Annotated in this window: 21 protein-coding genes; 16 read left to right on the plus strand and 5 right to left on the minus strand. The window is 52.1% G+C overall.

Annotated elements, in window-relative coordinates:
* Positions 1-232: 232 nt before the first annotated feature.
* The 6 genes from AC0VZ8_RS07580 (at position 233) to AC0VZ8_RS07605 (ending at position 6,548) form a co-directional block, all read left to right on the plus strand.
* Positions 233-505, plus strand: a complete 273-nt coding sequence (locus tag AC0VZ8_RS07580; RefSeq protein WP_475486540.1) for a hypothetical protein — start codon at positions 233-235, stop codon at positions 503-505.
* 175 nt (positions 506-680) lie between these two features.
* The gene (locus AC0VZ8_RS07585; protein ID WP_475486541.1) at positions 681-2,474 is read left to right on the plus strand and encodes a cache domain-containing sensor histidine kinase; all 1,794 of its coding nucleotides are present in this window, start codon (positions 681-683) and stop codon (positions 2,472-2,474) included.
* Positions 2,449-3,237: a response regulator transcription factor gene (locus tag AC0VZ8_RS07590; protein ID WP_475486542.1), complete on the plus strand. Its 789-nt coding sequence runs from the start codon at positions 2,449-2,451 to the stop codon at positions 3,235-3,237. Before AC0VZ8_RS07585 ends, AC0VZ8_RS07590 begins: the two co-directional genes overlap by 26 nt.
* A gap of 112 nt (positions 3,238-3,349) precedes the next feature.
* Complete coding sequence (locus AC0VZ8_RS07595) at positions 3,350-4,669, plus strand: extracellular solute-binding protein (protein ID WP_475486543.1); 1,320 nt, start codon at positions 3,350-3,352, stop codon at positions 4,667-4,669.
* 99 nt (positions 4,670-4,768) lie between these two features.
* Positions 4,769-5,650, plus strand: a complete 882-nt coding sequence (locus tag AC0VZ8_RS07600; protein WP_216535403.1) for a carbohydrate ABC transporter permease — start codon at positions 4,769-4,771, stop codon at positions 5,648-5,650.
* Between the two features lie 13 nt (positions 5,651-5,663).
* On the plus strand, positions 5,664-6,548 hold the full coding sequence (locus AC0VZ8_RS07605) for a carbohydrate ABC transporter permease (RefSeq protein ID WP_216535402.1): 885 nt from the start codon (positions 5,664-5,666) through the stop codon (positions 6,546-6,548).
* Positions 6,549-6,657: 109 nt separating this feature from the next.
* Here AC0VZ8_RS07605 and AC0VZ8_RS07610 read toward each other — a convergent pair whose 3' ends face one another.
* Genes AC0VZ8_RS07610 through AC0VZ8_RS07620 form a run of 3 tightly spaced genes read right to left on the minus strand, consistent with a single transcriptional unit; the run spans position 6,658 to position 8,988 of the window.
* Positions 6,658-8,043, minus strand: a complete 1,386-nt coding sequence (locus tag AC0VZ8_RS07610) for a nucleoside recognition domain-containing protein (RefSeq protein ID WP_475486544.1) — start codon at positions 8,041-8,043, stop codon at positions 6,658-6,660.
* The gene (locus AC0VZ8_RS07615; protein WP_475486545.1) at positions 7,994-8,740 is read right to left on the minus strand and encodes a FeoB small GTPase domain-containing protein; all 747 of its coding nucleotides are present in this window, start codon (positions 8,738-8,740) and stop codon (positions 7,994-7,996) included. The genes AC0VZ8_RS07610 and AC0VZ8_RS07615 overlap by 50 nt, the downstream gene beginning before the upstream one ends.
* Positions 8,737-8,988 (minus strand): FeoA family protein, encoded by a 252-nt coding sequence (locus AC0VZ8_RS07620; protein ID WP_127589552.1) that lies wholly within the window; start codon positions 8,986-8,988, stop codon positions 8,737-8,739. Before AC0VZ8_RS07620 ends, AC0VZ8_RS07615 begins: the two co-directional genes overlap by 4 nt.
* Positions 8,989-9,220: 232 nt before the next feature.
* Here AC0VZ8_RS07620 and AC0VZ8_RS07625 point away from each other — a divergent pair, with 232 nt between their 5' ends.
* The 7 genes from AC0VZ8_RS07625 (at position 9,221) to AC0VZ8_RS07655 (ending at position 19,444) form a co-directional block, all read left to right on the plus strand.
* The gene (locus AC0VZ8_RS07625; RefSeq protein ID WP_475486546.1) at positions 9,221-10,291 is read left to right on the plus strand and encodes a flavin-containing monooxygenase; all 1,071 of its coding nucleotides are present in this window, start codon (positions 9,221-9,223) and stop codon (positions 10,289-10,291) included.
* The gene (locus AC0VZ8_RS07630; RefSeq protein WP_071223457.1) at positions 10,272-10,577 is read left to right on the plus strand and encodes an ArsR/SmtB family transcription factor; all 306 of its coding nucleotides are present in this window, start codon (positions 10,272-10,274) and stop codon (positions 10,575-10,577) included. Before AC0VZ8_RS07625 ends, AC0VZ8_RS07630 begins: the two co-directional genes overlap by 20 nt.
* A gap of 367 nt (positions 10,578-10,944) precedes the next feature.
* Entirely contained in the window at positions 10,945-12,681 is a 1,737-nt protein-coding gene (locus AC0VZ8_RS07635) for a proline--tRNA ligase (protein ID WP_475486547.1), read from the plus strand.
* Between the two features lie 519 nt (positions 12,682-13,200).
* Positions 13,201-14,223 carry an MBL fold metallo-hydrolase gene (locus tag AC0VZ8_RS07640; RefSeq protein ID WP_475487659.1) on the plus strand — a complete coding sequence of 341 codons (1,023 nt, stop codon included), beginning with the start codon at positions 13,201-13,203 and terminating at the stop codon, positions 14,221-14,223.
* A 435-nt stretch (positions 14,224-14,658) separates the two neighbouring features.
* Positions 14,659-15,843, plus strand: a complete 1,185-nt coding sequence (locus AC0VZ8_RS07645; protein ID WP_475486548.1) for a glucose-1-phosphate adenylyltransferase — start codon at positions 14,659-14,661, stop codon at positions 15,841-15,843.
* A gap of 14 nt (positions 15,844-15,857) precedes the next feature.
* Positions 15,858-16,961: a glucose-1-phosphate adenylyltransferase subunit GlgD gene (gene glgD, locus AC0VZ8_RS07650; protein WP_475486549.1), complete on the plus strand. Its 1,104-nt coding sequence runs from the start codon at positions 15,858-15,860 to the stop codon at positions 16,959-16,961.
* 38 nt (positions 16,962-16,999) lie between these two features.
* Positions 17,000-19,444, plus strand: a complete 2,445-nt coding sequence (locus tag AC0VZ8_RS07655; protein ID WP_194541450.1) for a glycogen/starch/alpha-glucan phosphorylase — start codon at positions 17,000-17,002, stop codon at positions 19,442-19,444.
* A gap of 366 nt (positions 19,445-19,810) precedes the next feature.
* On the opposite strand, the gene AC0VZ8_RS07660 is transcribed toward AC0VZ8_RS07655, so the two are convergent.
* Entirely contained in the window at positions 19,811-20,374 is a 564-nt protein-coding gene (locus AC0VZ8_RS07660) for a phosphatidylglycerophosphatase A family protein (RefSeq protein WP_071223452.1), read from the minus strand.
* A gap of 166 nt (positions 20,375-20,540) precedes the next feature.
* Between AC0VZ8_RS07660 and AC0VZ8_RS07665 the strand changes: the two genes are divergently transcribed.
* The 3 genes from AC0VZ8_RS07665 (at position 20,541) to AC0VZ8_RS07675 (ending at position 23,104) form a co-directional block, all read left to right on the plus strand.
* Complete coding sequence (locus tag AC0VZ8_RS07665; protein ID WP_475486550.1) at positions 20,541-21,599, plus strand: GerMN domain-containing protein; 1,059 nt, start codon at positions 20,541-20,543, stop codon at positions 21,597-21,599.
* A gap of 112 nt (positions 21,600-21,711) precedes the next feature.
* Entirely contained in the window at positions 21,712-22,470 is a 759-nt protein-coding gene (gene rph, locus AC0VZ8_RS07670; protein WP_194541451.1) for a ribonuclease PH, read from the plus strand.
* A gap of 4 nt (positions 22,471-22,474) precedes the next feature.
* On the plus strand, positions 22,475-23,104 hold the full coding sequence (locus AC0VZ8_RS07675; RefSeq protein ID WP_475486551.1) for an XTP/dITP diphosphatase: 630 nt from the start codon (positions 22,475-22,477) through the stop codon (positions 23,102-23,104).
* Between the two features lie 80 nt (positions 23,105-23,184).
* On the opposite strand, the gene asnB is transcribed toward AC0VZ8_RS07675, so the two are convergent.
* A complete protein-coding gene (gene asnB, locus AC0VZ8_RS07680) occupies positions 23,185-25,029 on the minus strand; it encodes an asparagine synthase (glutamine-hydrolyzing) (protein WP_475486552.1) in 1,845 nt (614 codons plus the stop codon).
* Positions 25,030-25,063: the final 34 nt, after the last annotated feature.

Consider the following 25,063-nt stretch of genomic DNA (forward strand, 5'->3'; position numbering starts at 1 on the left):
CCGTAGCAACGGGAGTGAGAAGGCTTTTTTGTGTTTTCATTGCGGAAATTCGGTTATATTCTGTGATTGGAAATGGGCAGGAACCGCCATGACAAATACAAGATATGTTAAAATGTTCGCAAATGTATTAATGTAGTAACGTCGTTTATACGTGATCATGGAGTGTAAATCTGCTAATCGTTTTTTAGCTATTTTGTACAAATAGCCTGCACATGTCGGAGGTGAAATAAACATGGGATGGATGATCGGGATGATGACCGGAGCCGTTCTAGTCCTTATTGCAGTTGTATGGTTCAGACGTAAGAAAAGAAGCGGCATGGAGCGTAATGTCATCCATCTGAACACAACAACGCGAACCCGGAGCGGTCAGCACGGACAAGCATGCAGTAAATGCCGGCGCAAGCGACAATTAATCTTTTATGCTGATGACGCCGGCGCCGTAAGAGGGCTGTGCACCGATTGCAAAAGAGAGCTTGAGCGGCATCAGGAATTATATCCGGTATAGTATGCTTGGCTGTATATGAGAGGAAGTGCAAGGGGAAACTACCTTTCGCATTTCCTCTTTTTTTGAGTAATAAAGTACATATGCCTTAAACCTTTGCGGAACGGCGAGGACTCCCTAACTTCAACAAGATTGTGTATAGTGAATTACAGTTCCAAATCGAAAGGGAGTGCAGAACTTGAACAGGTTTGGCAGGCTGAATACACTGCGGAATCAAATCTTCCTTGGATTTATGCTGGTGATGGTGATCGTATTGGCATTGGTCGGGGTGTTTGTATATGATCAGGTTTCGGCTTTGCTTCGCAACAGTGCGGAGAAGCATATTCAGCAGACGGCCGTTCAGGCCACGGGGAAGCTGGATGCGCTGCTCAAGCAGGTGGATACGCTGACGGCCCAAGTCTCGACGAACGCAACGGTTCAGCGCTTTCTGGCGCAGGAGACCGCAGGTAAGCCGATAACATTCGGTGAACGGCAGTCCCTTCAACAGGAGGTTCGTAAATATGAAGCCTATGCTACGGGCATCCGGTCGCTGGAATTATATACGAAGGATTATCGGCGGCTGTTTCCGCTGGATGAAGGAAGTCTGACCAGCCGGGTCAGGGGCGATTGGATTGCTGCAGCAGACCAGGGCATGGGAAAGCTGGTATGGTTCGGTCAGGATCCCCGGGATCCGGATGTGGTGGTAGCGGTACGGAGAATTCGGCTGATTGACCATTCCTTTGCCCACGGCGGGTACTTGCTCGTGAAGCTGGAGAAGGACTATTTTGCGCTGGCGGACTCTGCAGGCGGCATGGGCAGCGATTCGCGTGAAACGATGGGATTGTTTGATCAGGCGGGGAATGAAATCTCGTCGGATTTTGCCACCGTGGTGGATGCGAAGGAGGTTTTGCACCGCGAAGGGGAGACGGTTACGATCGGCCATGAGGACTACATTGCCGTACAGAAACAGTCTGAGGCCACGGGCTGGAACCTGGTCATCCTGACGCCTGTCGACTATACGACGGAGGGGATATCGGTGCTGCGGACCGCGATTATCGTATCCGGGGGCGTGGGTGCGCTGCTGTTTCTGTTCTTAAGCTTTATACTGACCACGATGATCATCCGGCCGATTTTGAATCTGATCAAAGCCATGCGCGGCGTGAGACTGGGAACGCTGAGGCCCATTGCCGTCACCTCGAAGACGATGGAGATCAACGAGCTTAACAATTCGTACAACCAGATGGTGGATTCGCTGAACGAATTAATCGAGGTTGTGTATCAGAAGGAGATCATTCAGAGCCGGACAGAACTTAAAGCGCTGCAGGCGCAGATCAATCCGCACTTTCTTTTTAACACATTGGAAGCGTTTTACTGGGCGCTGGATGATCAAGGGGAAGAAGAGCTGGCCCAAATCGTGGTCGCGATGTCCGGCTTATTCCGTTACGTCATTAACCGCAAAGACGAGGATGAGTGGGTATCGGTCCGGGACGAGCTGGATCATGCCGAGCGTTATTTGATGATTATGAAAATGCGGATGCTGGACCGGTTATCCTGGAAAATCGAGGCGGATGAAGCCAGCAAAAACGTGCCGATTCCGAAGCTGCTGATTCAGCCGATCGTGGAAAATGCGATCCTCCACGGAGTTGAGCAGCGATTAGGTCCGGGCACCGTTATTGTACGGGCGAAGGCCTCGGATCACCCGGGATATACGGTCATTTCGGTTAGCGATGACGGCCCGGGAATGGACGAGGAGACGGTGGCCTCTCTGTATTCCTCCATGGAAAAGGGATACGCGGAATCTTCTAAAAAAAGCGGTGTTGGCATTGCCAATGTAGAGCAACGAATCCGGTTGTATTACGCTTCCGGGCAAGCCGGCCTGCGTATTCACAGCGTGGTGGGTCAGGGAACGACGATTTCATTTCAAATTCCGAATGATTTTCAGGCTAATGGTGGGGAGGGGGAACAGCATGAAAACGATACTGATCGTGGATGATGAGCCAAGAACGAGGGAAGGGGTAAGGAAGACCCTGGAGGCATGGTCGTCGGGGCGCTGCAGAATCGTGACGGCTTCAAGCGGCGTAGAGGCGCTGGAGTGGCTGCAGGAGCAGGTGGCTCATCTGGTGGTGACGGACATCCGCATGCCGGAAATCGGGGGACTTGAGCTCATTGAGAGATTGCATGAACTAGAGCATCCGCCGGTCATTATCGTCATATCCGGTTATTCGGAATTTGATTATGCCCGTAAAGCGCTGCAATACGGCGTCGTGGATTATCTCCTAAAGCCGCTGGATAAGCGGAAGCTGGTAACTGCGGTCGAGTCGGCCCTGGAACGCCAGGAAAAAATTGATCGGATTGAGCGGATGGAGAAACTGGTGGATCCCAAGCTCCTCGAGGCGGCGCAGCTGGATAAGGGCTACAGCATTCAGGTGCAGGAAGCGCTGAAGTACGTGGATCAGCACCTTCAGGAATCGGTATCGCTTAAGGAAGTGGCAGAAGTGCTTCACCTGAATTCCAGTTATTTCAGCGTGTTATTCAAAGAGCAGACCGGACTCACCTTCAGCGAATATTTAACGCGTCGCAGGGTACAGCGGGCCAAGGAGCTGTTGGCGGGCACATCGCTGCCTATCGCGGAAATTGCGGAGAAGGTGGGATACCAAACGGCGAAATATTTCGTGAAAGTGTTCCGTGACCTTGAGGAGGTAAGCCCGAGTCAATATCGCCATAGCGTATCCGATAGCGGAAAGGAAATCCAATAAAAGTGGAATTAGTCCCAATCATTATGACCTTATACATTCATCCCCTCACTGATAAAATTTGATTAAAGCGGTTTCAATACGCGAACAGCATACTAGAAAAGGGGTTGTAAACGTGTTCAACAAAAAATGGACGGTTCTGCTTCTAACATTGTGTCTCGCTCTGGTTGCGGCTGGTTGTGGATCGAGCAACAGCAGCACGGGGGATTCAGGCATCAGCGGCAGCGAGGGCGATAAAGTCACGGTGAACTTCATGCACTTATGGCCGGCAGGCGTTTCTGCGGGACAGAACAAAATCGTGAATCAGATCATCGAAGAATATCAAAAAGAGAATCCGAACGTGACGATCAAACAGGAAGTTCTGGATAATGAGCAATATAAAAATAAATTGAAAGTGCTTTCCGCCTCGAACGAGCTTCCGGACGTAGGGGTAACCTGGGCAGCGGGATTCCTGAAGCCTTATGTCGAAGGCAAACTGTTTGCACCAGTAGATGATTTGCTGGACGGTCAGCTTAATGGCAAGTTCGTAGCCGGCACGACCGAGGCTTATGCCATTGACGGCAAAACGTATGCGCTTCCACTCGAGTTCAATATCGCTCCGGTATACTACAACAAAGCGATATTCGAGCAGCATAATCTGGCGATTCCGCAAACCTACGAAGAATTCAAAAATGTCGTGAAAACGCTGTCCGATAACGGGATTGCTCCGATCGCACTGGGCAACAAGGATCGCTGGACCGGTTCGCTCTGGTACATGTACCTGGCAGACCGAATCGGCGGACAAGAAACGCTTGCCAGCGCAATCAGCGGTTCAGGTTCTTTCAAGGACGAATCGCTTGTAAAGGCAGCCGCCGAGGTTCAATCGCTGGTGGATGGCAACGCGTTTGTCAAAGGGTTCAACGGCTTATCCAACGAGGAAGCGAAATCCGAATTCCTGAACGGCAAAGCGGCCATGTACATGATGGGGACCTGGGAACTGCCTAACTTTACGACCAATGAAGAGATTCCGCAAGAATTCCGCGACAGCGTCGGTTTCTTCAAATTCCCGACGGTTGAAGGCGGCAAAGGCGATATTAACAGCTGGGTAGGCGGACCGGGTGTCGGCCTGTTCATCGGCGAGAACTCCAAAGTGAAAGAGGAGTCCAAGAAGTTTGTTGAGTATTTCGTCACCAAGTGGGGCGAGCAGTCCGTTACAGGTGCCGGCGTCATCCCGGCAACGAAGGTGGATACCTCGACGCTTGAGCTTCCGCAGCTGTACATCGATCTCTTTGATGAAATGAACCAAGCAAGCAGCATCACCCTGTTCGCGGATGTTCAGATGGAGGCGAATGCCGCCGAGACACATCTGAACATGATTCAGGCGCTCTTCGGCAAAGCCGTAACACCGGAGAAATTTTCCGAGGAGCATGATGCAGCGATTTCCAAAGGTAAGTAAGACTCTTTAGGACAACAAAGAAACGGGACCCTGATTTATCCGGCAGCGATGCCGGATAAATCTTTCCTTAAGACCATAGGAAGAAAGGAGTCGGACACTTTGGATAAAGTGATGTCCAACAAAAAAATCATCGCGCTGTATGTTTTGCCCGCACTGCTTGTGATTATGGCCGTCGTTTATATTCCGATCATACTTACCGCCTATTACGGACTGAACGAATGGAACGGCATCGGTGCGATGACCTTTATCGGACTTGATAACTACCAGGCCCTGCTCTCAGACGGCAAGTTCTGGGACAGTGCATGGCACTCCCTGCTGTTAGCCGTATTCTCGGCAGCAAGCCTGATCATTTACCTGGCCGTGGCAATGGTGCTGGCCTCCAAGATCAAGGGCGCCAACCTGTTCCGTAAAATCTATCTCATCCCCATGCTGCTGTCCTCCGTTGCGATCGCGCAGCTGTGGCTGCGCATTTACCACCCGACGAACGGGATTGTGAACAGCTTCCTGGAATCCATAGGGATCACGAACCCGCCGGCATGGCTCGCTGAGCCGTCGCTTGTCTTGTTCGCTTTGTTTATTCCGATTCTGTGGCAGTATGCCGGTTTCTATATCTTGATCTATTATGCAGCTTTGAAGAATATCCCGGCATCGCTGGTGGAAGCGGCCAAGATCGACGGGGCGACTTCCCTGCAAATTGCGTTCCGGATCAAGCTTCCACTCATTATGGAAGTGATTAAGGTGACGATTGTGCTGGCGGTGGTAGGTTCCTTGAAATATTTCGACCTCATCTTTGTTATGACGGACGGGGGGCCTAACGGCGCAAGTGAAGTAATGGCGTCCTACATGTATCACACGGCTTTCCGCGCTTATGATTTCGGTTACGGCAGCGCGATCGGATTCTTCCTGCTGGTAATCTGTCTGATCGTAACGTGGGTCATACGGAAATTAACGGCATCGAAAGAAACGATCCAATATTCATAAGGAGGAATGCTTCATGATATCCGGAGCCACAGGACAGCTCCAAGACGGGCGCGCCCGGTCCGGAAACGGAGTGGGAGGCAAGCTGGGTTACGCGCTGCTGTATATCGTGCTGATCGGCGTTGCCGTATTCCAGCTGTTCCCGCTCGTATGGCTGCTGCTGTTCTCATTAAAAAACAATCAGGAAGTCTTCGATCTTCCTCCGCTGTCCCTTCCGATGAATCCGCGCTGGGAGAATTACGAGAAGGTATGGAGTGCCGGCAACATCAGCGTTTATTTTCTGAACAGCGTTTGGATTACCGTTGTCGCCACTGCGCTCACGGTCATTTTGGGAAGTCTCGTTACCTTCGCGATTACGAGAATGAAGTGGAAGGGCAGCTCCTTCGTCCTCGGATTATTTATGGTTGCCATGATGATTCCGGTTCACTCCACCTTGATTCCGCTGTTCAGCATTTTCAACAAGGTTGGCCTGACCGATCATCCGGTTTCTTTGATATTGTCGTACGTGGCTTTCAATATGCCGATTACCATTATGATTCTGCTCGGGTTCTATTACACGCTGCCGAAGGAAGTGGAAGAGGCGGCGGTTATGGACGGCTGCTCGGTTCACCGGGTCTTCTTCCGGATCGTGCTTCCGATGACGGGATCGGTGCTGGCGACGACTGCCATCATTAACATGATCTACAACTGGAACGAATTTATTTTCGTGAATACGTTCATCAGCTCGGACATGTTCAAGACGCTCACCGTCGGCGTGCAGAACTTTATCGGACAATACACAACCGATTGGGGTGCGATTGGCGCAACCTTGATGATCAGTATTTTGCCAATTCTGCTGATGTTCCTGTTCCTCAGCGATCGTATCGTGGAAGGCATCGCTGCTGGTTCGGTGAAAGGTTAAGTTTCATAGAACTCATCCATTTCCGGTATAAAAACAAACGAGCCGCTTCAAGGAGACTTCTTGGAGCGGCTCGTTTTGCTTTAAATGATGTTGATTCAATCCTCGGTCGTTAAACCCATCCCAGTGCCCGGGCCACCTGAGTGACCAGGAAGGTGGCGCCGATGGCGATGGCCGTCGGGATGGCAAAGGACAGGAACGTCCACTTCACGCTTTTCGTTTCCTTCCAGATGTTGACGAGCGTGGTACCGCATGGATAATGAAGCAGCGAGAACAGCATCATGTTCAGTGCGGTCAGCCAGGTCCAGCCTTGGTCCAGGAAGATTTGCTTGAGGGCAAACATATCGGTAACCTCGGTCAGGGACCCCGTAGCCAAATATCCCATCAGCAGGATCGGCAGCACGATTTCATTGGCGGGAAGGCCGATGATAAAGGCCATCAGAATGAAGCCATCGAGTCCGAGCGCGCGCGCAAACGGATCGAGAAATTCAACGAAATGAATCAGAATGCTGGCATCGCCAATATAGATGTTGGCAAGCACCCAGGTGAGGACGCCTGCAGGCGCCGCTACGATAATGGCCCTGCGCAGTACATAGAGGGTTTTATCCAGAGTCGACCGGAGAATGGTATTCAGTATCTTCGGTTTACGGTATGGAGGCAGCTCCAGCGTGTAGTGGGAAGGAATGCCTTTCAAGGCGGTTTTGGATAGACCCCATGATACCGTGAGCGTGACAACGACACCGATCAGCACCATGCCCATAACAACGGAAGCCGTTACGAGCGTCTGGGCTCCTCCCGAGAAACCTGCAGCCATGAACAAGGAGGCCAGCAGGATCAGGGTCGGCCAGCGACCGTTGCAGGGCACGAAGTTATTGGTCAGAATGGCGAGCATTCGCTCCCGAGGCGACTCGATGATCCGGGTCGACATAATGGCCGCCGCATTGCAGCCGAATCCCATCGCCATGGTGAGGGACTGCTTGCCGTGCGCACCCGTTTTTTTGAACAGGCGGTCCAGGTTAAAGGCTACCCGAGGCAAATAGCCATAGTTCTCCAGCAGCGCAAAGGCTGGAAAGAAGATGGCCATGGGAGGCAGCATGACACTGACAACCCAGGAGGTACCCCGGAACAATCCGAGAATCAGCACGCCATAGAGCCAATCGGGAGCATGAAGGGCCTGAAAGGCTATCGTCAGATATCCTTCGATCCAGCCAAAGAAACTTGCCAGCATGGAAGAAGGCACGTTAGCCCCCGCTATCGTTAAGTAAAAAATAACGCCGAGCATGGCCAGCATGATCGGAAATCCCCACAGCTTGGAGGTGAAGATGCGGTCCAGACGCTCGGAACGGTACAGAAGCTCCCGGTTGGTCACGGTGACGGCTTCGCTGCACAGCTCGCGGGATTTTTTGAATAACTCACCCACGATGTCTTCCCGAACATCCTCTACCTGCTCAGCAGGAATGGCGGCTGTTAGAGCTTCCAAGCGCTTTAGCTGTTCCAAGCGAAATCCCCCCTTTATCCGAAGTCTTTAATCGTTCTTTTAGCGTGGCGATCAGCTTCCGGTCTCCATCAAGAAAACGGATCGCCAGCCATCTGGCTGGATATACGTCACCGAAAATGTCTCGTAATTCGGACTCCAGGCCGGAAATTTGCGATTCCAGCTGTTCGTTATATTTCATCCGATACGGCGTAGTCGGAGTCTGCCTTGTACACATGAGAAGCAGCTGCTCGGACAGGGTATCCAGCCCTTCGTTGTTTCTGGCCGAAATCGGAATAACGGGAACGCCGAGCTGATCCGCCAGCTTGCGTGTATTAATCTTGATTCCTTTTTTCTTCGCTTCGTCCATCAGATTCAGGCAGACGATGACCCGGTCGGTCATTTCCAGCACTTGCAGTGCGAGATTAAGGCTTCTTTCCAGCGCCGTAGAATCCAGAACCAGCAGGGTAACGTCCGGTTTCTCAAAAATAATATAATCGCGCGCCACTTCTTCATCGGCCGAGTTGGAGAACAAGGAGTATGTCCCGGGCAGATCGATAAATTGGAAGCGGGTGTCTTTGTAATCGTAATGGCCGCTTGCGAGACTGACTGTTTTGCCGGACCAGTTGCCGGTGTGCTGCTTCAGGCCGGTGAGTGCATTAAAAAGCGTGCTTTTTCCCGTGTTCGGGTTGCCAGCCAGCGCGACGGTAAAAGTTCTCATGATGACATCACCTTACCCCAGATTAACTGACTCTCTTCTTTTCTTAATGCAATGACGGTACCTGCTACTCTATAAGAGGTGGGGTCACCGAGCGGGCTGGCTTTCAGCACTTCGATAACGGAGCCCGGAACGAATCCGAGGTCCAGAAGCCGTCGTTTATGCTCTCCGCGGATATCCACCTGTTCAATCAGAAAACGCTCGCCGAGCGCCGCCTGATGCAAATGCTGCCGATATTTTGTCTCATCCATAAAGTTTAACCTCTCCCTACTAAATTGGGCCGAGCATATATTGTTTCCTCGAAGCAACTTTATGCCTATTGTATGACTGAATGTGTATGTTGTCAACTGGATTCATCAGATATTTATTCCAGTTTCATGCGGCGTTTGACGATGCAGTCACCATTTTATGCTTGAAGGGGAAACAAGATCCATGTTATATGTATATATGAGCAATTATTCATATAATTGGAGTGATACCTAGATGATATGGGACGTAATCGTTATCGGCGCGGGGCAGGCAGGATTGGCAGCTGGCTATTGGCTGCAGCAGGCAGGGATGAAGTTTCTGTTGTTGGATCGGGGGATGGAGGCAGGTGAAACATGGAAGACGAGATATGATTCCTTGAAGTTGTTTACGCCGAGGACTCATAGTGCCTTGTATGGAATGAGGTTAGAGGGGGATCCCGACGGGTTCCCGGATAAAGATGAGATGGCGTCCTATCTGAAATCGTATGCAGCGCGGTTTAGGCTGCCCATTCAGTTTGAGACGGATGTGAAGTGTGTCCGGAAGGAAGAAGACCGTTTTATAATCGACACCCATCAGGGAGAATATCATGCAAAGGCGCTGATCATCGCTACCGGGCCGTTCCGGCAGCCTCGAATTCCGACGTTTGCAGCATCGTTTCCAGAGGACATTCTCCAGCTGCACTCATCCGATTACAGGCGACCTTCCCAGCTTCAGGAGGGCGGCGTTCTTGTCGTTGGCGGCGGGAACAGCGGGGCACAGATTGCGGTCGAACTGTCACGTGGTCGGGAAACGTATTTGGCCCTCGGACAGCAGCCGCGTTATTTACCCATGACCATTGGGGGAAAGGGCATGTTCTGGTGGTTGGACAAACTCGGCATTTTATCAGCCGGCGGTTCCTCCTGGGTGGGGCGTAAGCTGAAGCGCCGCGGAGACCCGATTTTTGGATATGAATTGAAACAAGCGGTCAAGTGCGGTAAAGTGGTGTTGAAAAAGAGAGCCGTTGATGCCGGCGCTTCCGGAATGCGATTCGAGGATGGAACGGAGCTTAAGGTTCAGAATATTATCTGGGCGACCGGCTTTGTTCCCAGCTATGATTGGCTTCAAGTGGATCGAGCGCTGGATCATGAGAAGGCTGTTATTCATACACGCGGTATCAGTCCGGTAAAGGGGCTCTATTATGCAGGTTTGCCTTGGCAGACGCACAGGGGCTCCGCACTCTTGGCAGGAGTTTCACGGGATGCCCGCGAAATCGTTCAAGCCATTATGGAGAAGAGGGGATTAGTTTATGGAAAAAGAGCACCATGAGCTGCTGCACGAAGACGAGGCCATGGAAGCGTCACGACTGCTGAAGGCCATTTCTGATCCGACGCGGATCCGGATTCTTCATTTGCTCTCGCAAGAAGAATGCCCGGTCGGCCATATTGCCGAGGTGCTTGGCATGAGTCAGTCGGCGGTATCCCACCAGCTTGGCTATCTGCGAAGTTTAAGATTAGTCAAATACCGGAGGGAAGGAAATACATATTTTTATACGTATGAAGATGAGCATGTCATCGGGATCTTACGGCAGGTGCTGGACCATATCGCTCATTAGAATCGCCTACCCGTTCATGCTTGACATTCTGACCGTCCGGCTGTAATGTATTGGAAAATGAATTTCCCGTGAATAACGATCATCAAGGACATGAGGATGCAAGATTCGGCGAGACAGAAAAGAAGCCCTTGGCTGAAAGGCTTCCCCCGCTAGGCTGTGTCCTTCCTACCTTGTAGTTGCCCGCTGTGAACAAGCGGCGCCGGTTTGGCCCGTTACCGCCGTATGAAGCATCTTCAATGGAGCGTCTTTTGCATCCGGTAAGATGGAATCAGGGTGGTACCACGAGCACATTCGTCCCTAGGAGCGAATGTGCTCTTTTTGCGCTCAGGCAGGTTCATTCATGGACATAAGAAGGAGTATGAGGAAGATGCGGCAAAGCCAATTATTGATGACAACGATGCGTGATGTGCCTTCCGAGGCGGAGGCACTGAGCCATCAATGGATGCTCCGCGGCGGCTATATCCGTCAAACGGCAGCAGGAATCTATTCGTATCTGCCGCTGGGATGGCGGGTCTTGCGAAAGATCGAAGCTATTATTCGGCAGGAAATGGATGCCTCCGGCGGACAGGAGATGCTCATGCCCGCTGTTCAGCCCGCCGAGCTGTGGAAGGAATCGGGCAGGTACGATGTTTACGGTTCGGAACTCATCAGGCTGCATGACCGCCATAATCGGGAGTTCGTGCTTGGACCAACCCATGAAGAAGTGATTACGTCCATCGTTCGCCAAGAGATTTCTTCGTACCGGAAGCTGCCAGTCAACCTGTACCAAATTCAGAACAAATACCGGGATGAGCGGCGTCCGCGTTTTGGTCTGCTGCGGGGGCGTGAATTCATGATGAAGGATGCGTATTCCTTTGACCGGAACTGGGAAGGCCTGGATCTGTCCTACCGGAACATGTATGAAACGTATGAACGAATCTTCAGACGCTGTGGCCTGACGTTCCGGGCGGTGGAAGCCGATGCGGGTGCGATTGGCGGGCAAGGGGAAACCCATGAGTTTATGGCACTGGCGGATATAGGCGAGGATACCGTTGTTTCCTGCAGTGATTGCAGTTACGCTGCAAATCTGGAGCGAGCGGAGTCTGCGGCTTCTGCTGAGCCTGCAGGAAGAGAATCCGTAAAGACCGACGGAAGCTCAGTTATAGAACGGGTAATAACTCCCAATGTGAAGAGCATTCAGGAACTGACTGACTTCCTGCAAGTCGGCCCGGAGCAATTGATCAAGACGCTGATTTACCACGTGGACGGAGAACGGGTTGCGGTGCTTGTCCGGGGAGACCGCGAAGCAAACGAGGCAAAGGTGAAGTCTTACCTAGAAGCAGAACTCGCGGAATTAGCGAGCGCCGAAGAGGTGATGCAGGCGACGGGAGCCCCAGTCGGGTTTGCGGGACCGGTAGGTCTAACCCTGAAGGTATTGGTCGATTCCGAAGTAGCAGCTATGGCAGAGGGGATCACCGGTGCTAACCAGGGGGATACCCATCTGAAGGGAGTCCGCCCAGGACATGATTTTTCGCTGGAACACACCGGCGATTTCCGGAATGTAACGGAAGGTGAACCTTGCCCGCGCTGTGGAGCTCCGCTTCAGTTTCATCGCGGGATTGAGCTTGGACATGTGTTCAAGCTGGGTACGAAGTACAGTGAGGCTATGAACGCCATGTACCTGGATTCCGACGGACGGGAGAAACCGCTGATCATGGGCTGCTACGGTATTGGCGTCTCCCGCGTCATGTCCGCCATCGCCGAGCAGTGCATCTCGGATGAGCGGTTGGTCTGGCCGATGTCCGTGGCTCCGTTCAAGGTGCACATTATCCCGGTTGCGGTTAAGGATGAGATTCAGATGAAACTGGCTGAACATATCTACAGCGAGCTGAATAAGGCTGGTCTGGAGCCGCTGTTGGATGACCGGGACGAACGGGCCGGCGTCAAGTTCAAGGATGCCGACCTTGCCGGCGCTCCGCTGCGTCTGATCGTTGGACGCGGAGCCGCTAACGGAGAGGTCGAATGGATGGGCCAGGACGGAATCAAGATCACCCTGCCTGCCGAGGAAGCGGTCCAGCGCACACGCGAGGAGGCAGTCCGTCAGCTGGATGGAGCCTTCCAATAAGAGTCGAGATTCATTAAGTAGGAGATGAGAGGGAAAGAACTTTACGCGTAACGGATGGAACCTATATCGGATATTAGAATAGCTTTAAAAATATAGTGGAAAACGTGCATGTCAGTAGGAGGGAAGGCAACCCAATCTTTTTTTGAGGTTGCCTTATTGTTTTGTTAGAAGGGGGACGTTGCATAGGCTTACATGATTACGATAATGATGCAGCCGATCAAGGCTTTATAATGAACGAGCTCGAAGCAGCGGAGCAGACGAATTGATTCCGGAAAAGCGGCAGCGTTCGCCTTTGCCCTCGGATTTTTACAATGGATAAATACAGTAAGGAAAATCCGAGGGCAACAGCGATTGGAGGAACGATACGTATGCGCAGCGTCCTCTAGTGAAACATAGTAACTTGCTCGCTTCAATCCTCTAACCAACATGCAGGGCAGCCTTGTATACATATCCCGAATACAGGCTTATGATGAAGGAGTCGGAATTGAAGTCATAATGCGGATGGAGGTTGCATCTACGATGAATCAGGAAGAGAAGGGACCAAGCCCGGACATTCATCCTATAGAAGAACATCAGCTCAGTCAGGTGAAGATTACATTGTCCAACCCCTTAAGATGGGTGAACAGCTATGTGCTGCGGGGGGATGACGGTATGACCATCATCGATCCGGGGCCGCGAACGAGTTCCTCGGAGCAGGAATGGCTGGCGGCGATGGAGCAGCTCGGGTTCGAGTTCAGCGACATTGCTTCGATCGTGCTGACCCATCATCACCCGGATCACTATGGGCTTGCCGGGTGGTTTCAGGAGCGTTCGGGCGCCAAGGTGTGGATGTCAGAGCGGGCGCATCGGGAAGCGATGCTCATGTGGGGAACGGATTCCGCGATGGATCACGAACTCCCGGCGTTCTTCCGGCAGCATGGCATGCCGGAAACCAAGCTTGCCCTGCTGCCGGAGCATCTGAACGGCTTCTTCCCCCAAGTTACGCCGCAGCCGGAGATCTCGTTTATCAGCGAGGATCTGCCGTTCCGGATGGGCAGCCGGATATGGGTCCCGGTGCAAACGGCCGGCCATGCTCCGGGGCATCTGTCGTTCTTCCATGCAGACAGCGGCGTTCTGCTATGCGGCGATGCCGTGCTGCCGCAAATCTCGCCCAACGTGAGCCTGCTGCCCGGCAGCGATGCCGAGCCGCTGGCACTATTCCTCGCAGGGCTGCGCCGCCTGCGGGAACTGCATGTCCGGACGGCGTACCCCGGACACCGCCACCCGTTCACGCATTTCCGTGAACGGATCGACACGCTCCTCCTCCATCACGAGGAGCGCCTGGCGACCATCGCCGGCATGCTGAGCGCTGCCGGTCGCCTAACCGCCTTCGAGGTCTGCACCGCCCTCTTCGGCGAGAAGCTCGGCATCCACCAGCTCCGCTTCGCCATGTGCGAAGCGCTGGCCCATCTCGCCGAGCTGACCCGCCGCGGAGAAGCCGAGGAGATCGAAAACGAGGATGGAATGCGCTATTTTTCTGTACGGAAACAGCCGCATTCCTGATATAATCAAGACATAAATAAAACCGTCTGCTTGTACGTTGACTTCCATCATGCGTAGAATAGGCGGTTTTTTGTTTAATAGATTCAGAGGGCTACATTGTGGAGCATCTCTTGATCAGATGCAGTCGGATAGTCTGCCCGAACAGCCGCTGCGATCAGGATGCTTGGCAAGTGGCGCTACGGCTTTTTTATAGAAGAGAAGGCCGGTAATACCTAAGATGGGGGGCCTTCCCTCATTAGAGTCAGAGTTTCTCACTACCCCGCATATAGTTGATGTACCTTGCTGTTTAAGTAAGGCATTCCCTCAAGGCATTTTTCTTAATCACTCGTCATCATGATCCACTCCACCATATTCGTATCGAAGCGTTCCCTTGGTTCCGCCATTTTCATGTTATAGGATTCGTATCTCATAAAGCCCCTTAAAGGAGAATCTGTCATGAAGAAAAAAGATGTGGTCGCTATGCTGCTCGCAGGAGGTCAAGGTAAACGGCTGAAGGGCCTCACGAAGACGCTCGCCAAGCCGGCTGTTTATTTTGGGGGTACATACCGGATCATTGATTTTCCGCTGAGCAACTGCTCCCATTCGGGAATCGACACGGTTGGGGTACTAACCCAGTATGAACCTCTGGTTCTGCATTCTTACATTGGCGTAGGAAGCGATTGGGACATGGACCGGTTGAATGGAGGCGTATTCGTGCTTCCGCCCCATGAACGGGAGGACGGGACGACCTGGTACCGCGGGACGGCAGATGCGATTTATCGGAATCTTAAGTTTATTGATCAGTACGATCCCGAGCACGTTTTGATTTTGTCGGGAGATCACATCTATAAGATGGATTATGACCGTATGCTGACTTACCACAAGGAGAAGGATGCCGATTGCACCATCTCCGTCATCGAGGTGAGCCTGGACGAAGCGAAGCGGTTCGGCATGGTGAATACGGATGAGAACTGCCGGATTTTCGAGTTCGAGGAGAAGCCTGCGCATCCGAAGAGTACGACGGCATCCATGGGCGTTTATCTGTTTCGCTGGAAGCTGCTGCGATCCTATTTACTGCGGAATGCGGAGCATCCGGATACGAGCCATGATTTTGGCAAAGACATTCTGCCGAGCATGCTGACGGACGGCAAAACGCTGTACGCTTATCCGTTCGAAGGGTACTGGAAGGACGTCGGCACCATCGAGAGCCTCTGGGAAGCCAATATGGATATGCTCTGCGAGCAGCCCAAGCTGGACTTGAACGATCCGCTGTGGCGCATTTACACCCGGAACCCGAATCAGCCGGCAGAGTATATTTCTCCAACCGGCGTCGTCCGGAACAGCATGATTAACGAGGGCTGCACCGTGTGCGGCGAGGTAGAACATTCGGTCCTCTTTTATGGCGTGGAGGTAGGGGAAGGCAGTGTCATTACCGATTCCGTCATTATGCCCAAGGTGCGCATCGGTAGCCATGTACGAATACACCGGGCGATTATCACTGAGGACATGATCATTCAAGATCATGCCGTCATTGGTCCCCCTCCTGAAGATCCATCCCGGATTGTGCTTGCAAGCGGTCAAGATGAAGACGTCCTGAAGCTGCTTCAATCGTCGTCTTCGTCCCATAATAATCAAGGTTAGGATGGGATTCGCAGATGAGAGAACTCATGGGTATTATTAATTTGGAGCATGAACGGGATGTATTGAGTGAATTGACATATTACCGGTGCGGGGCCGCTGTGCCTTTTGCGGGGAGGTACCGCCTGATCGACTTCGTGATGTCCAATATGATGCATGCGGGCATCGAGGATATTGCGCTGTTTGTTCGCAGGAAATACCGGTCCCTGATGGATCATCTGGGCGAAGGCAGGCCTTGGGATATGCATCGCAAGCGGGGCGGCCTGTTCATACTTCCGCCGGATTGGAACGATGAAGCCGATGTGTCCGCCGGCGAGCTGCGGCATATTTATAACAATCTCGATTTTTTTGAGCGGGGATCCGCGAAGCATATCGTGCATTCCGGCAGCCAGCATATAAGCACCGTCGATTTGAATGAGGTATACGAATACCATTTGGAGCAGGGCGCCGACGTGACGCTTGTTTATACAAAAGTGACTGCACCACGGGAAGAGCACCGTTCCTGTGTTCGCCTCGATGTCGATGAGGACGGCATGGTCAAGGATATTCATTACGATCACAAGCATGATGCGGTATACATGGAGATGTTTGTGATGGAGAAAGCGCGGTTTCTGGAGATGGCCGACCACTGCATCGCCCATGGGGGCAGCCATTTCTTCCGGGACGCGATCATGCGTAACCGGCACAAGCTGAACATTGCGGGATATGAATACCTCGGCTATCATGCGGTGATCAATTCGCTTGAGAGCTATTACCGTACCAGCATGAACCTGCTGAATCCTAAAACGTACAACAGCTTGTTTCGCAAGCAGGCTGTCCACACCAAGATCAAGTATGAGGTTCCCGCTAAATATTTGAATTCGGCCGATGTGAGCAATGCACTGGTGGCCAACGGCTGCCAGATCGACGGGGAAGTAAAGAATAGCATTCTGTTTCGCGGAGTACAGGTAAAACGAGGCGCAAGCATCCATAACTCCATCATCATGCAAAAATGCGTCATTGGCGAGAATGTGAGGCTGGAGAACGTCATACTCGATAAAGATGTGATGATCTCGCGGGATCATAAGCTTCAAGGGGATTTTCGCAAACCTTTTGTCATCGCCAAGGACATCTCGATTTGATCACAAAATAATTCGAATCCGTCAGGAGGAACTTTCTTTTGTTTAACAACAAGGAAACATTCAAGCAGGTCTTTACGGAGCAGTTGGTGAGTCGGTTGGGGAAGGGACTTGAGGAAGCGACAGCTGAGGATGTATACAAAACACTCGGCGGCATGATCCGGGAGTATGTCGGACGGGAATGGGCGGCCGCCAATCGGATATACCGGGATACCGGGCAGAAGCAGGTATATTATTTCTCGCTTGAATTTTTGATCGGGCGGTTAATGGGAAACAATCTGCTGAATTTGGGCGTGCTGGGTATGGTCCGCAGCGGCCTTTTGGACCTCGGGTGGAATTTGGATGAGATTGAGGAGCAGGAACCGGATGCAGGCCTTGGAAATGGGGGGCTCGGACGTCTAGCGGCATGTTTTCTCGATTCGTTGGCATCACTAAGCTATGCAGGCCACGGGTGCGGAATCCGGTATAAGTACGGATTGTTTGAACAGAAGATTATTGATGGCCACCAAGTCGAGCTGCCGGACAACTGGCTTCAGCGGGGCAACGTCTGGGAAGAACGGCGGGCTGACAAGGCGGTGGAAGTGCGCTTTTGGGGCCGCGTGGAGGTGGATGTGCAGGAGGGGCGAACCGTGTTTCACACGATGGATTATGAGCGGGTTCTGGCGGTACCTTACGACGTTCCGGTGATCGGGTACGGTGAGGGGCAGGTGAACACGCTGCGATTGTGGAGCGCCGAATCCGCTTCGGATATATCCAGAATCCGTTCGGCTCATCATCACAACAGCTATTATAAATTTTTGGAATATAACCGTTCGGTCGAATCGATATCGGAGTTTTTGTACCCGGATGATTCGGCTTACGAAGGCAAGCTCCTCCGGCTGAAGCAGCAGTACTTTCTCTGTTCCGCGGGCGTTCAGAGCATTCTCAGGACGTTCGACAAGCTGGGACGGTCCTATCATGAGCTGCCCGAGCATGTGGCCATTCATATCAATGATACGCATCCGACCTTGGTGATTCCGGAGCTGATGCGGATTCTTATCGACGATAAGGGTTTCGGTTGGGAGGAAGCCTGGGACATCACGAGCCGGACCGTTTCCTACACAAACCACACGCTGCTTAGCGAAGCTTTGGAGAAATGGCCGGCCGGCATGGTTCGTGAGCTACTGCCGCGCATTTACATGATGATCGAAGAGATCAATAAGCGGTTCTGCGGCATGCTGCTGGAACGCTATCCTGGCGACCATGAGCGCATATCGCAGCTTGCCATCATTGAAAGCGACCAGATCCGCATGGCCAATCTGGCAATTGTGGGCAGCTATCATGTAAACGGTGTGGCGGCGCTGCACACGGAACTGCTTAAGACACAGGTCATGAAACCGCATTATGAGCTGTATCCGGAGCGATTCAGCAACAAAACCAACGGGATTACCCACCGGCGCTGGTTGATGCACAGCAACCCCGGCCTGAGTCAATTGATATGCGATGGTATCGGCGATTCATGGATCACGGATCCGCATCAATTAATTCAGCTCAAGGGACTGAAGACCGATTCCGCCTTTCAGCTGGGGATTCAGCGGATCAAACGGAACAATAAAGAACGGCTTGCCGATTACATCGCGAATAAGCAAGGGATTGTCATTAATCCCGATTCCATATTCGATGTCCACGTGAAGCGGCTGCACGGCTATAAACGGCAATTGCTGAATATATTACGGGTGATGCACGCGTATAACGAGATTAAGGATCAGCCAAGCGCGGATCGCGTTCCCCGTACCGTCATTTTTGGGGCGAAGGCAGCACCGGGTTATTATCTGGCCAAAAGCATCATCAAACTCATTAATGTCGTTGCCGAAGTCGTGAATAAGGATCCGCAGGTCAATGACAAACTCCAGGTGCTGTTCCTGGAGAACTATTCGGTGTCTCTGGCGGAGAAGATTATCCCCGCAGCCGATGTGAGCGAGCAAATTTCCACGGCTGGCAAGGAGGCATCCGGCACGGGAAACATGAAGTTCATGTTGAACGGCGCTTTGACCATCGGCACGCTGGATGGGGCTAATGTGGAGATGTTCGAGCTGCTTGGCCATGAGAATATGTTCCTGTTCGGATTGAAGCTGGAGGAAGTGCTTGAGTATTACAGGACGGGAGCTTATGTATCCAGGGAGCGGTATGAGCAGGATCCCAGAATCGCCCGTGTGCTGAATCAGTTAATATCTTCAGGACCTTTCTGCTGTCACGAGTTGGAGTTTGGTCAGATTCTCCAGTCCCTGCTTGATCATAACGATGAGTTTTTTGTATTAGCGGACTTTGCCAGTTATGTGGCAACCCAGTCGGAGATCGATCGTGCTTATTTGAATACCGGAGCCTGGACCGAGAAATCGATAATAAATATGGCCCACTCCGGACATTTCTCCAGCGATAACACGATTCACCGTTATGCATCCGACATCTGGAATGTTTCTCCTGTTATGGTTGGTGCGAACCGGTAATCTATCTCTATCATATTCTTTAAAAAAAGAACCCCGCCATAGGCTTGGCGGGGTTTCCATAGGCGCTCTATTGGAATGTTCTTCATCATATCATATGATGGATCTTTTCAAAAATGACTAGATAGATTTACCGATTTACTTGATTGGACAGCCCGTTTTTTCATAGGTGAGAGGAGGCTTCTTATTATAGAAGAAACTCATGGTTCCGGCCCGTAAAGAGGTATGCTTTCTAACTGCATTCGTCTATAATTCTTTGAAATTACCTACTCTCGGCTTGGATAGCTCCCGTCCGGTGAGCTGTTTCCTTCTGGTAGGCAGAAAAAAAGAAGATTCGCATGTTGAGCGAATCTTCTTTTTATGAGCGTTTTATTCTTTTGGAAGCTCTTCGGTCGTGCCGTACAACTCGATCTCACGCTCCGCTTGCTTGCGGTGGGCGATCCGGCTGCTGGCGGCTGCGGCAACCGCGCCGACGATATCGTCGAGAAAGGTATGTACACGGCCGCTTGATTTATCATTCAATTGCTCAAGGATGCCGGGTTTGAGTTTGTCGATATACCCGTAGTTGGTGAAGCCGATGCTTCCATATACGTTAACGATGGAAAATGCCAGGACTTCATCCACGCCGTATAACCCTTCGTCATTGGCCAGCATTTCTTGAAGCGGGGATATGAGGTTGCCTTCCTCCGCCAAAATATCTAGTTGAATTCCGGTTAATACGGCGTTTTGGACTTCGCGTTTGCTGAGTACGGCATCCACGTTCTCCATGCACTCGTCCATGGTCAAATTCGGGTAGTATTTATTCTGAAGGATCATCACCAGTTCCGCGATTTCCTCCAACTTGATTCCACGCTTATGCAGCAGGCTCCGTGTCGCATCCGCTACCTTCTTGCTGTTCAGACTGTATGGAATGTTTGAATCGTTTTCTGCCATGATGGAACTCACCTCATTTTCGTGGTTGATGAAGATGCATACGACGATTGTACTTTTTCCACCCCCCTTTGTCCAGAAAGGGCAAAACTGAGAGTTATTTTTTTGGAAAGGGCTCGTATACATAGGAGTACAACCTGTACAAAAAAATGTTAGGGAGGAACAATACATGAAACGTAGTAAACGTAACCTTCGCAGGCTTTCCGCTGCCGGGCTGCTTGCTGTTCCGATCGTGTTGTCCGGCTGCGGCGTATTTTCCGGGAAGCAATCGGAGGCGATTGACCCGCCGCCTGCACAAGTGGAGAAGCAGATGCTGAACACGGCCGGATCCACAGCGGCACAAGGTGACATTGGCACGCAGACAACGGTTTATCTTTCGGATGCGCGGGGAATGCTGGCACCTCTAACCTTGGGTATTCCGAAGGTAGAAGGTGCAAGCGCCGTGAAAGAATCTCTTGAAGTGCTTGTGAACGGAGGCCGCTATGCTGGCTATGTTCCACAGGGTTTCCAGGCGGTATTGCCTGCAGGTACGCAGATCCATAATGTGACGGTCGATCCGGAGAGCAAATTGGCCGTTGTTGAATTCAATAAATCGTTTACGGAATATCAAGCGGCAGATGAACGAAGAATCTTGGAGGCGTTGACGTGGACGCTGACGGGACATGAAGGCATCGAATCGATGCAGGTATGGGTGGATGGAGTCAAACTAACGGAAATGCCGGTCAATCACACGCCGCTGGACCGTCCGCTTTCACGAGCAATGGGGATCAACCTTCAAAAGGCGGATGACGCATTGTACACTTCCTCTTCGCCGGTTACCGTCTATTTCTCTTCAGTGACGCCAGACGGCATTCAGTATTATGTACCTGTTACCAGACTTGTTCCGACTGGACAGGATGCGGTTAAGGCTGCTTTGAACGAACTGATCCGGGGACCGCATTACGGTGATGGGCTTGTCGAGGTCATCCCGGACGATACCACCGTTGCATCGGTCGAAAAAGGAGAGGACGGCGCTGTTACCGTATCGCTTCAGGACAGCATGTTTGAGCAGGGAGAGCAGGTTCCAACCGAGCTGCTGCAGGCCGTCGTGCTAACCGTAGCCGAGAATTCGGATGATGCGAAGGTCAAAATTCGAATGAACGATCTCTCCGAGGTCGTTGGAACGGATAGCCGTAATTACAGCGAGCCTGTCAGCCGTCCGGAGTTCATTAACGAAATTTCGATCTGACCCTTCACGGCCATCTTTGAAATATGCGCCGGAAAAGGTGCTTTTGTGCCTGCACTTTGGTAGAATAGGGAATGCTAATCAGGATTGCGATAAGAAGTAGGAGGCAGAAAACATGAGATCTAACGGACGTAAGAGCGATGAGCTTCGACCGATGAATTTATCGACCCATGTGAATAAATATGCGGAAGGCTCCGTGTACATCGAGATGGGAGACACCAAGGTGCTGATTACGGCAACCGTGGATGAGAAGGTTCCCCCGTTTCTGAAAGGACAAGGAAAGGGCTGGGTGACGGCTGAGTACTCCATGCTGCCGCGCGCAACACAATCCCGTAACCAACGGGAAGCCAATCGCGGTAAACTCAGTGGCCGGACGATGGAAATTCAGCGATTGATCGGCAGAGCGCTTAGGTCTGTTGTGAATCTGCATGCTCTTGGCGAGCGGACAATTACGCTGGACTGCGATGTAATCCAGGCGGATGGCGGAACGCGGACCACCTCCATTACAGGGGCATTTGTAGCTTTAGCCATAGCGGTAAATAAAATTGCAGAACAACATAAACTAGCGGTATTTCCGATTACGGACTACTTGGCCTCCATTAGCGTGGGCATTGCAGGCGGACAGGCGCTGCTGGATCTGAATTATGAAGAGGATTCCAAAGCGAAGGTGGACATGAATCTGGTCATGACCGGAAGCGGCAAATTCGTTGAGGTTCAGGGAACCGGCGAAGAAAGCCCGTTCTCTCGTGAGGAACTGGATCAGATCCTGGAGCTTGGGGAACAGGGAATCCGCGAGCTGATCGGACGTCAGCAAGAGGCGCTTGGCCCGATTGCAGCAAAAATCGGTTCCGTGAATGCGAGTACTGGAGTATAATCCCATGACATTGACACTTGGAGACACGTTAATCGTAGCTACCCGCAATCAGGGGAAAGTCAAGGAATTTGCGCATGCTTTTGCTGCCTTTGGTACGGAGGTCAAGAGCATGTACGATTACCCTGATCTGCCGGATGTCGTTGAGGATGGAGCCACATTCGCAGCCAATGCATTTAAAAAAGCCAAGGCGGTTGGCGACGCACTGGGATTGCCTGTTCTGGCCGATGATTCGGGATTGTGCGTGGATGCGCTGAATGGCGCGCCTGGCGTTTATTCCGCCAGATATGCCGGCGAGCACGGCGCGGATAAGGACAATAACGAGAAGCTGCTCGGTGAGCTGGAACAATTAAGGCTCGGTGAGGATACGGAGCAGCCCTTGCTAAGTCCGGCCCGATTTGTCTGTGTGCTGGTGCTGTACGATCCGGTCTCGGGAGAAAAGCTTGAGGCTGAAGGGAGCGTTGAAGGCTGGATCACGTCGGATCCGTCCGGAAAAGGCGGGTTTGGATATGATCCGCTGTTCTACCTGCCAAGCCATGAGAAGACGATGGCCGAGCTTTCCCTGGAGGAGAAGCAGGAGATCAGCCATCGGGGCAAAGCGCTGCGCAAGCTTGTAGCGGACCTGCAGGCACGATAATTGAATAGTAACACTATAAAAAGAAACCATACCGGCTATTGCGGGTATGGTTTCTTTGATTTTTCGTAAACAATAAGAACTTAACGTATGGATACGTTATACTCTTTGAGCCAGAAATGCACCTGGGCCAGGTAGGCAAATAGCTGCGGACCGGACATCAATTGACCGAACCAAGGGAGATTGGAGGAAGCATCCGGCGAAGAAGCCAATTCCCGGATCCGTGCCGTATCGATGAGCGGAAGCAGCGGCGAAGAAGAATCGTCCAGAATGGACAGCACCTGCGCTTTGACGGCTGCCAGATAGTTCGGATTGTGAGTTTTGGGATACGGGCTTTTTTTGCGGTACAGGACATCGTCGGGAAGCACACCTTCAAGAGCTTTGCGCAGAATGCCTTTTTCACGGTCGCCTGTCGTTTTGATGCTCCAAGGAATATTCCACACATAATCGATCAGGCGATGATCGGTATAGGGAACGCGGACCTCCAGCCCAACGCCCATGCTCATCCGGTCTTTGCGATCGAGGAGCGTTGGCATGAAGCGGGTGATATTGAGATAGGACATGACCCGCATTTTGGCCTGCTGCCCGGACTCCCCGTCCAGCTTCGGCACTTCGGCTACCGCATCGGCATAACGGTCTCCGAGGTATTCCAGCGGTTTGATCCAGTCCCGAATTTCGGCAGACAGCAGCCCGGCTCTCATATCCGGGGCGACAGACCATGGGAAAGTACCGGAATTCAGCATTTCTTCCCGGTGGAACCAAGGGTAACCGCCGAATATTTCATCAGCGGCTTCACCGGATATGGCGACGGTCGCGCCTTTTTTAATCTCACGGCAGAAGAGGAGAAGGGAGGCGTCCACGTCAGCCATGCCCGGGAGGTCCCGCTTCTGCGTGGAGACATCTAACGCTTCGATCAGTTCGGGCGTGTCGAATTCAATCCAATGGTGGTCCGTGCCCAGCTCCTCGTGCATCCGTTTGATCCATGGCGCATCCGCGCCCGGCTGGAAGGAATGGGATTTAAAATGTTTGTTGTTGTCCACATAATCGACGGAGTAGGTGTGCACTTGTCCTTGGCCCGTCCGTTTGTAGTAATCGACGGCGAGCGAGGAGAGCGCACTGGAATCAAGACCGCCGGATAACAGGGAGCAGACAGGTACATCGGATACCAGCTGACGTTCAACGGTGTCCCGCAGAAGATCGCGTAAGTAGCTTGCCGTCTGATCCGCATCATCCTCATGGGGCTTGCTTTCCAGCTTCCAATAGGTATACTTGCGCAATCCTTCCCGGTTAAAGATCATCGCCATTCCAGGGCGAAGCTCTGCGATATCCTTGTAGACACCATGTCCCGGGGTTCGCGCCGGACCGATAATAAACACTTCCGCAAGCCCCTCGGCCCCGACCACAGGCTCCACCTTCGGATGCTGTAGCAATGCTTTCGGTTCCGATCCGAATACGAGCGTTCCGTCAATGTAACTATAGAACAGGGGTTTTACCCCTACCCGGTCTCGAGCCAAAAATACTTGTTCCCGCACGCTGTCCCAAATCGCGAATGCAAATATGCCATTGAGGCGTTCCAGGCAATCGGGACCCCATTCGATATAAGAGACTAACAAAACTTCCGTGTCGCATTTGGTATTGAAACGATGACCGCGTCGTACCAATTCGTCTTTAAGCTCCGCAGCATTATATAATTCCCCGTTATATACAATGGCATAGACTTCCTCTTCCCGATGAATGATCATCGGCTGGGCGCCATTTTCGGGGTCGATCACGCTGAGTCTTCGGTGACCGAATGCGCACGGGTTGGAAATCCAGGTGCCGGATCCGTCAGGTCCGCGGTGAGCCAAACTTTCTGTCATTTTTACCAGCAGCTGCGAATCCTGCGTCAAATCGCCGCTCCATTGTATAAAACCGGTTATTCCGCACATGACGGTTCATCCTCTCTTTGTCTTTGTCATACGC

The sequence above is a fragment of the Paenibacillus sp. QJM3NY_38 genome, from assembly GCF_056173265.1.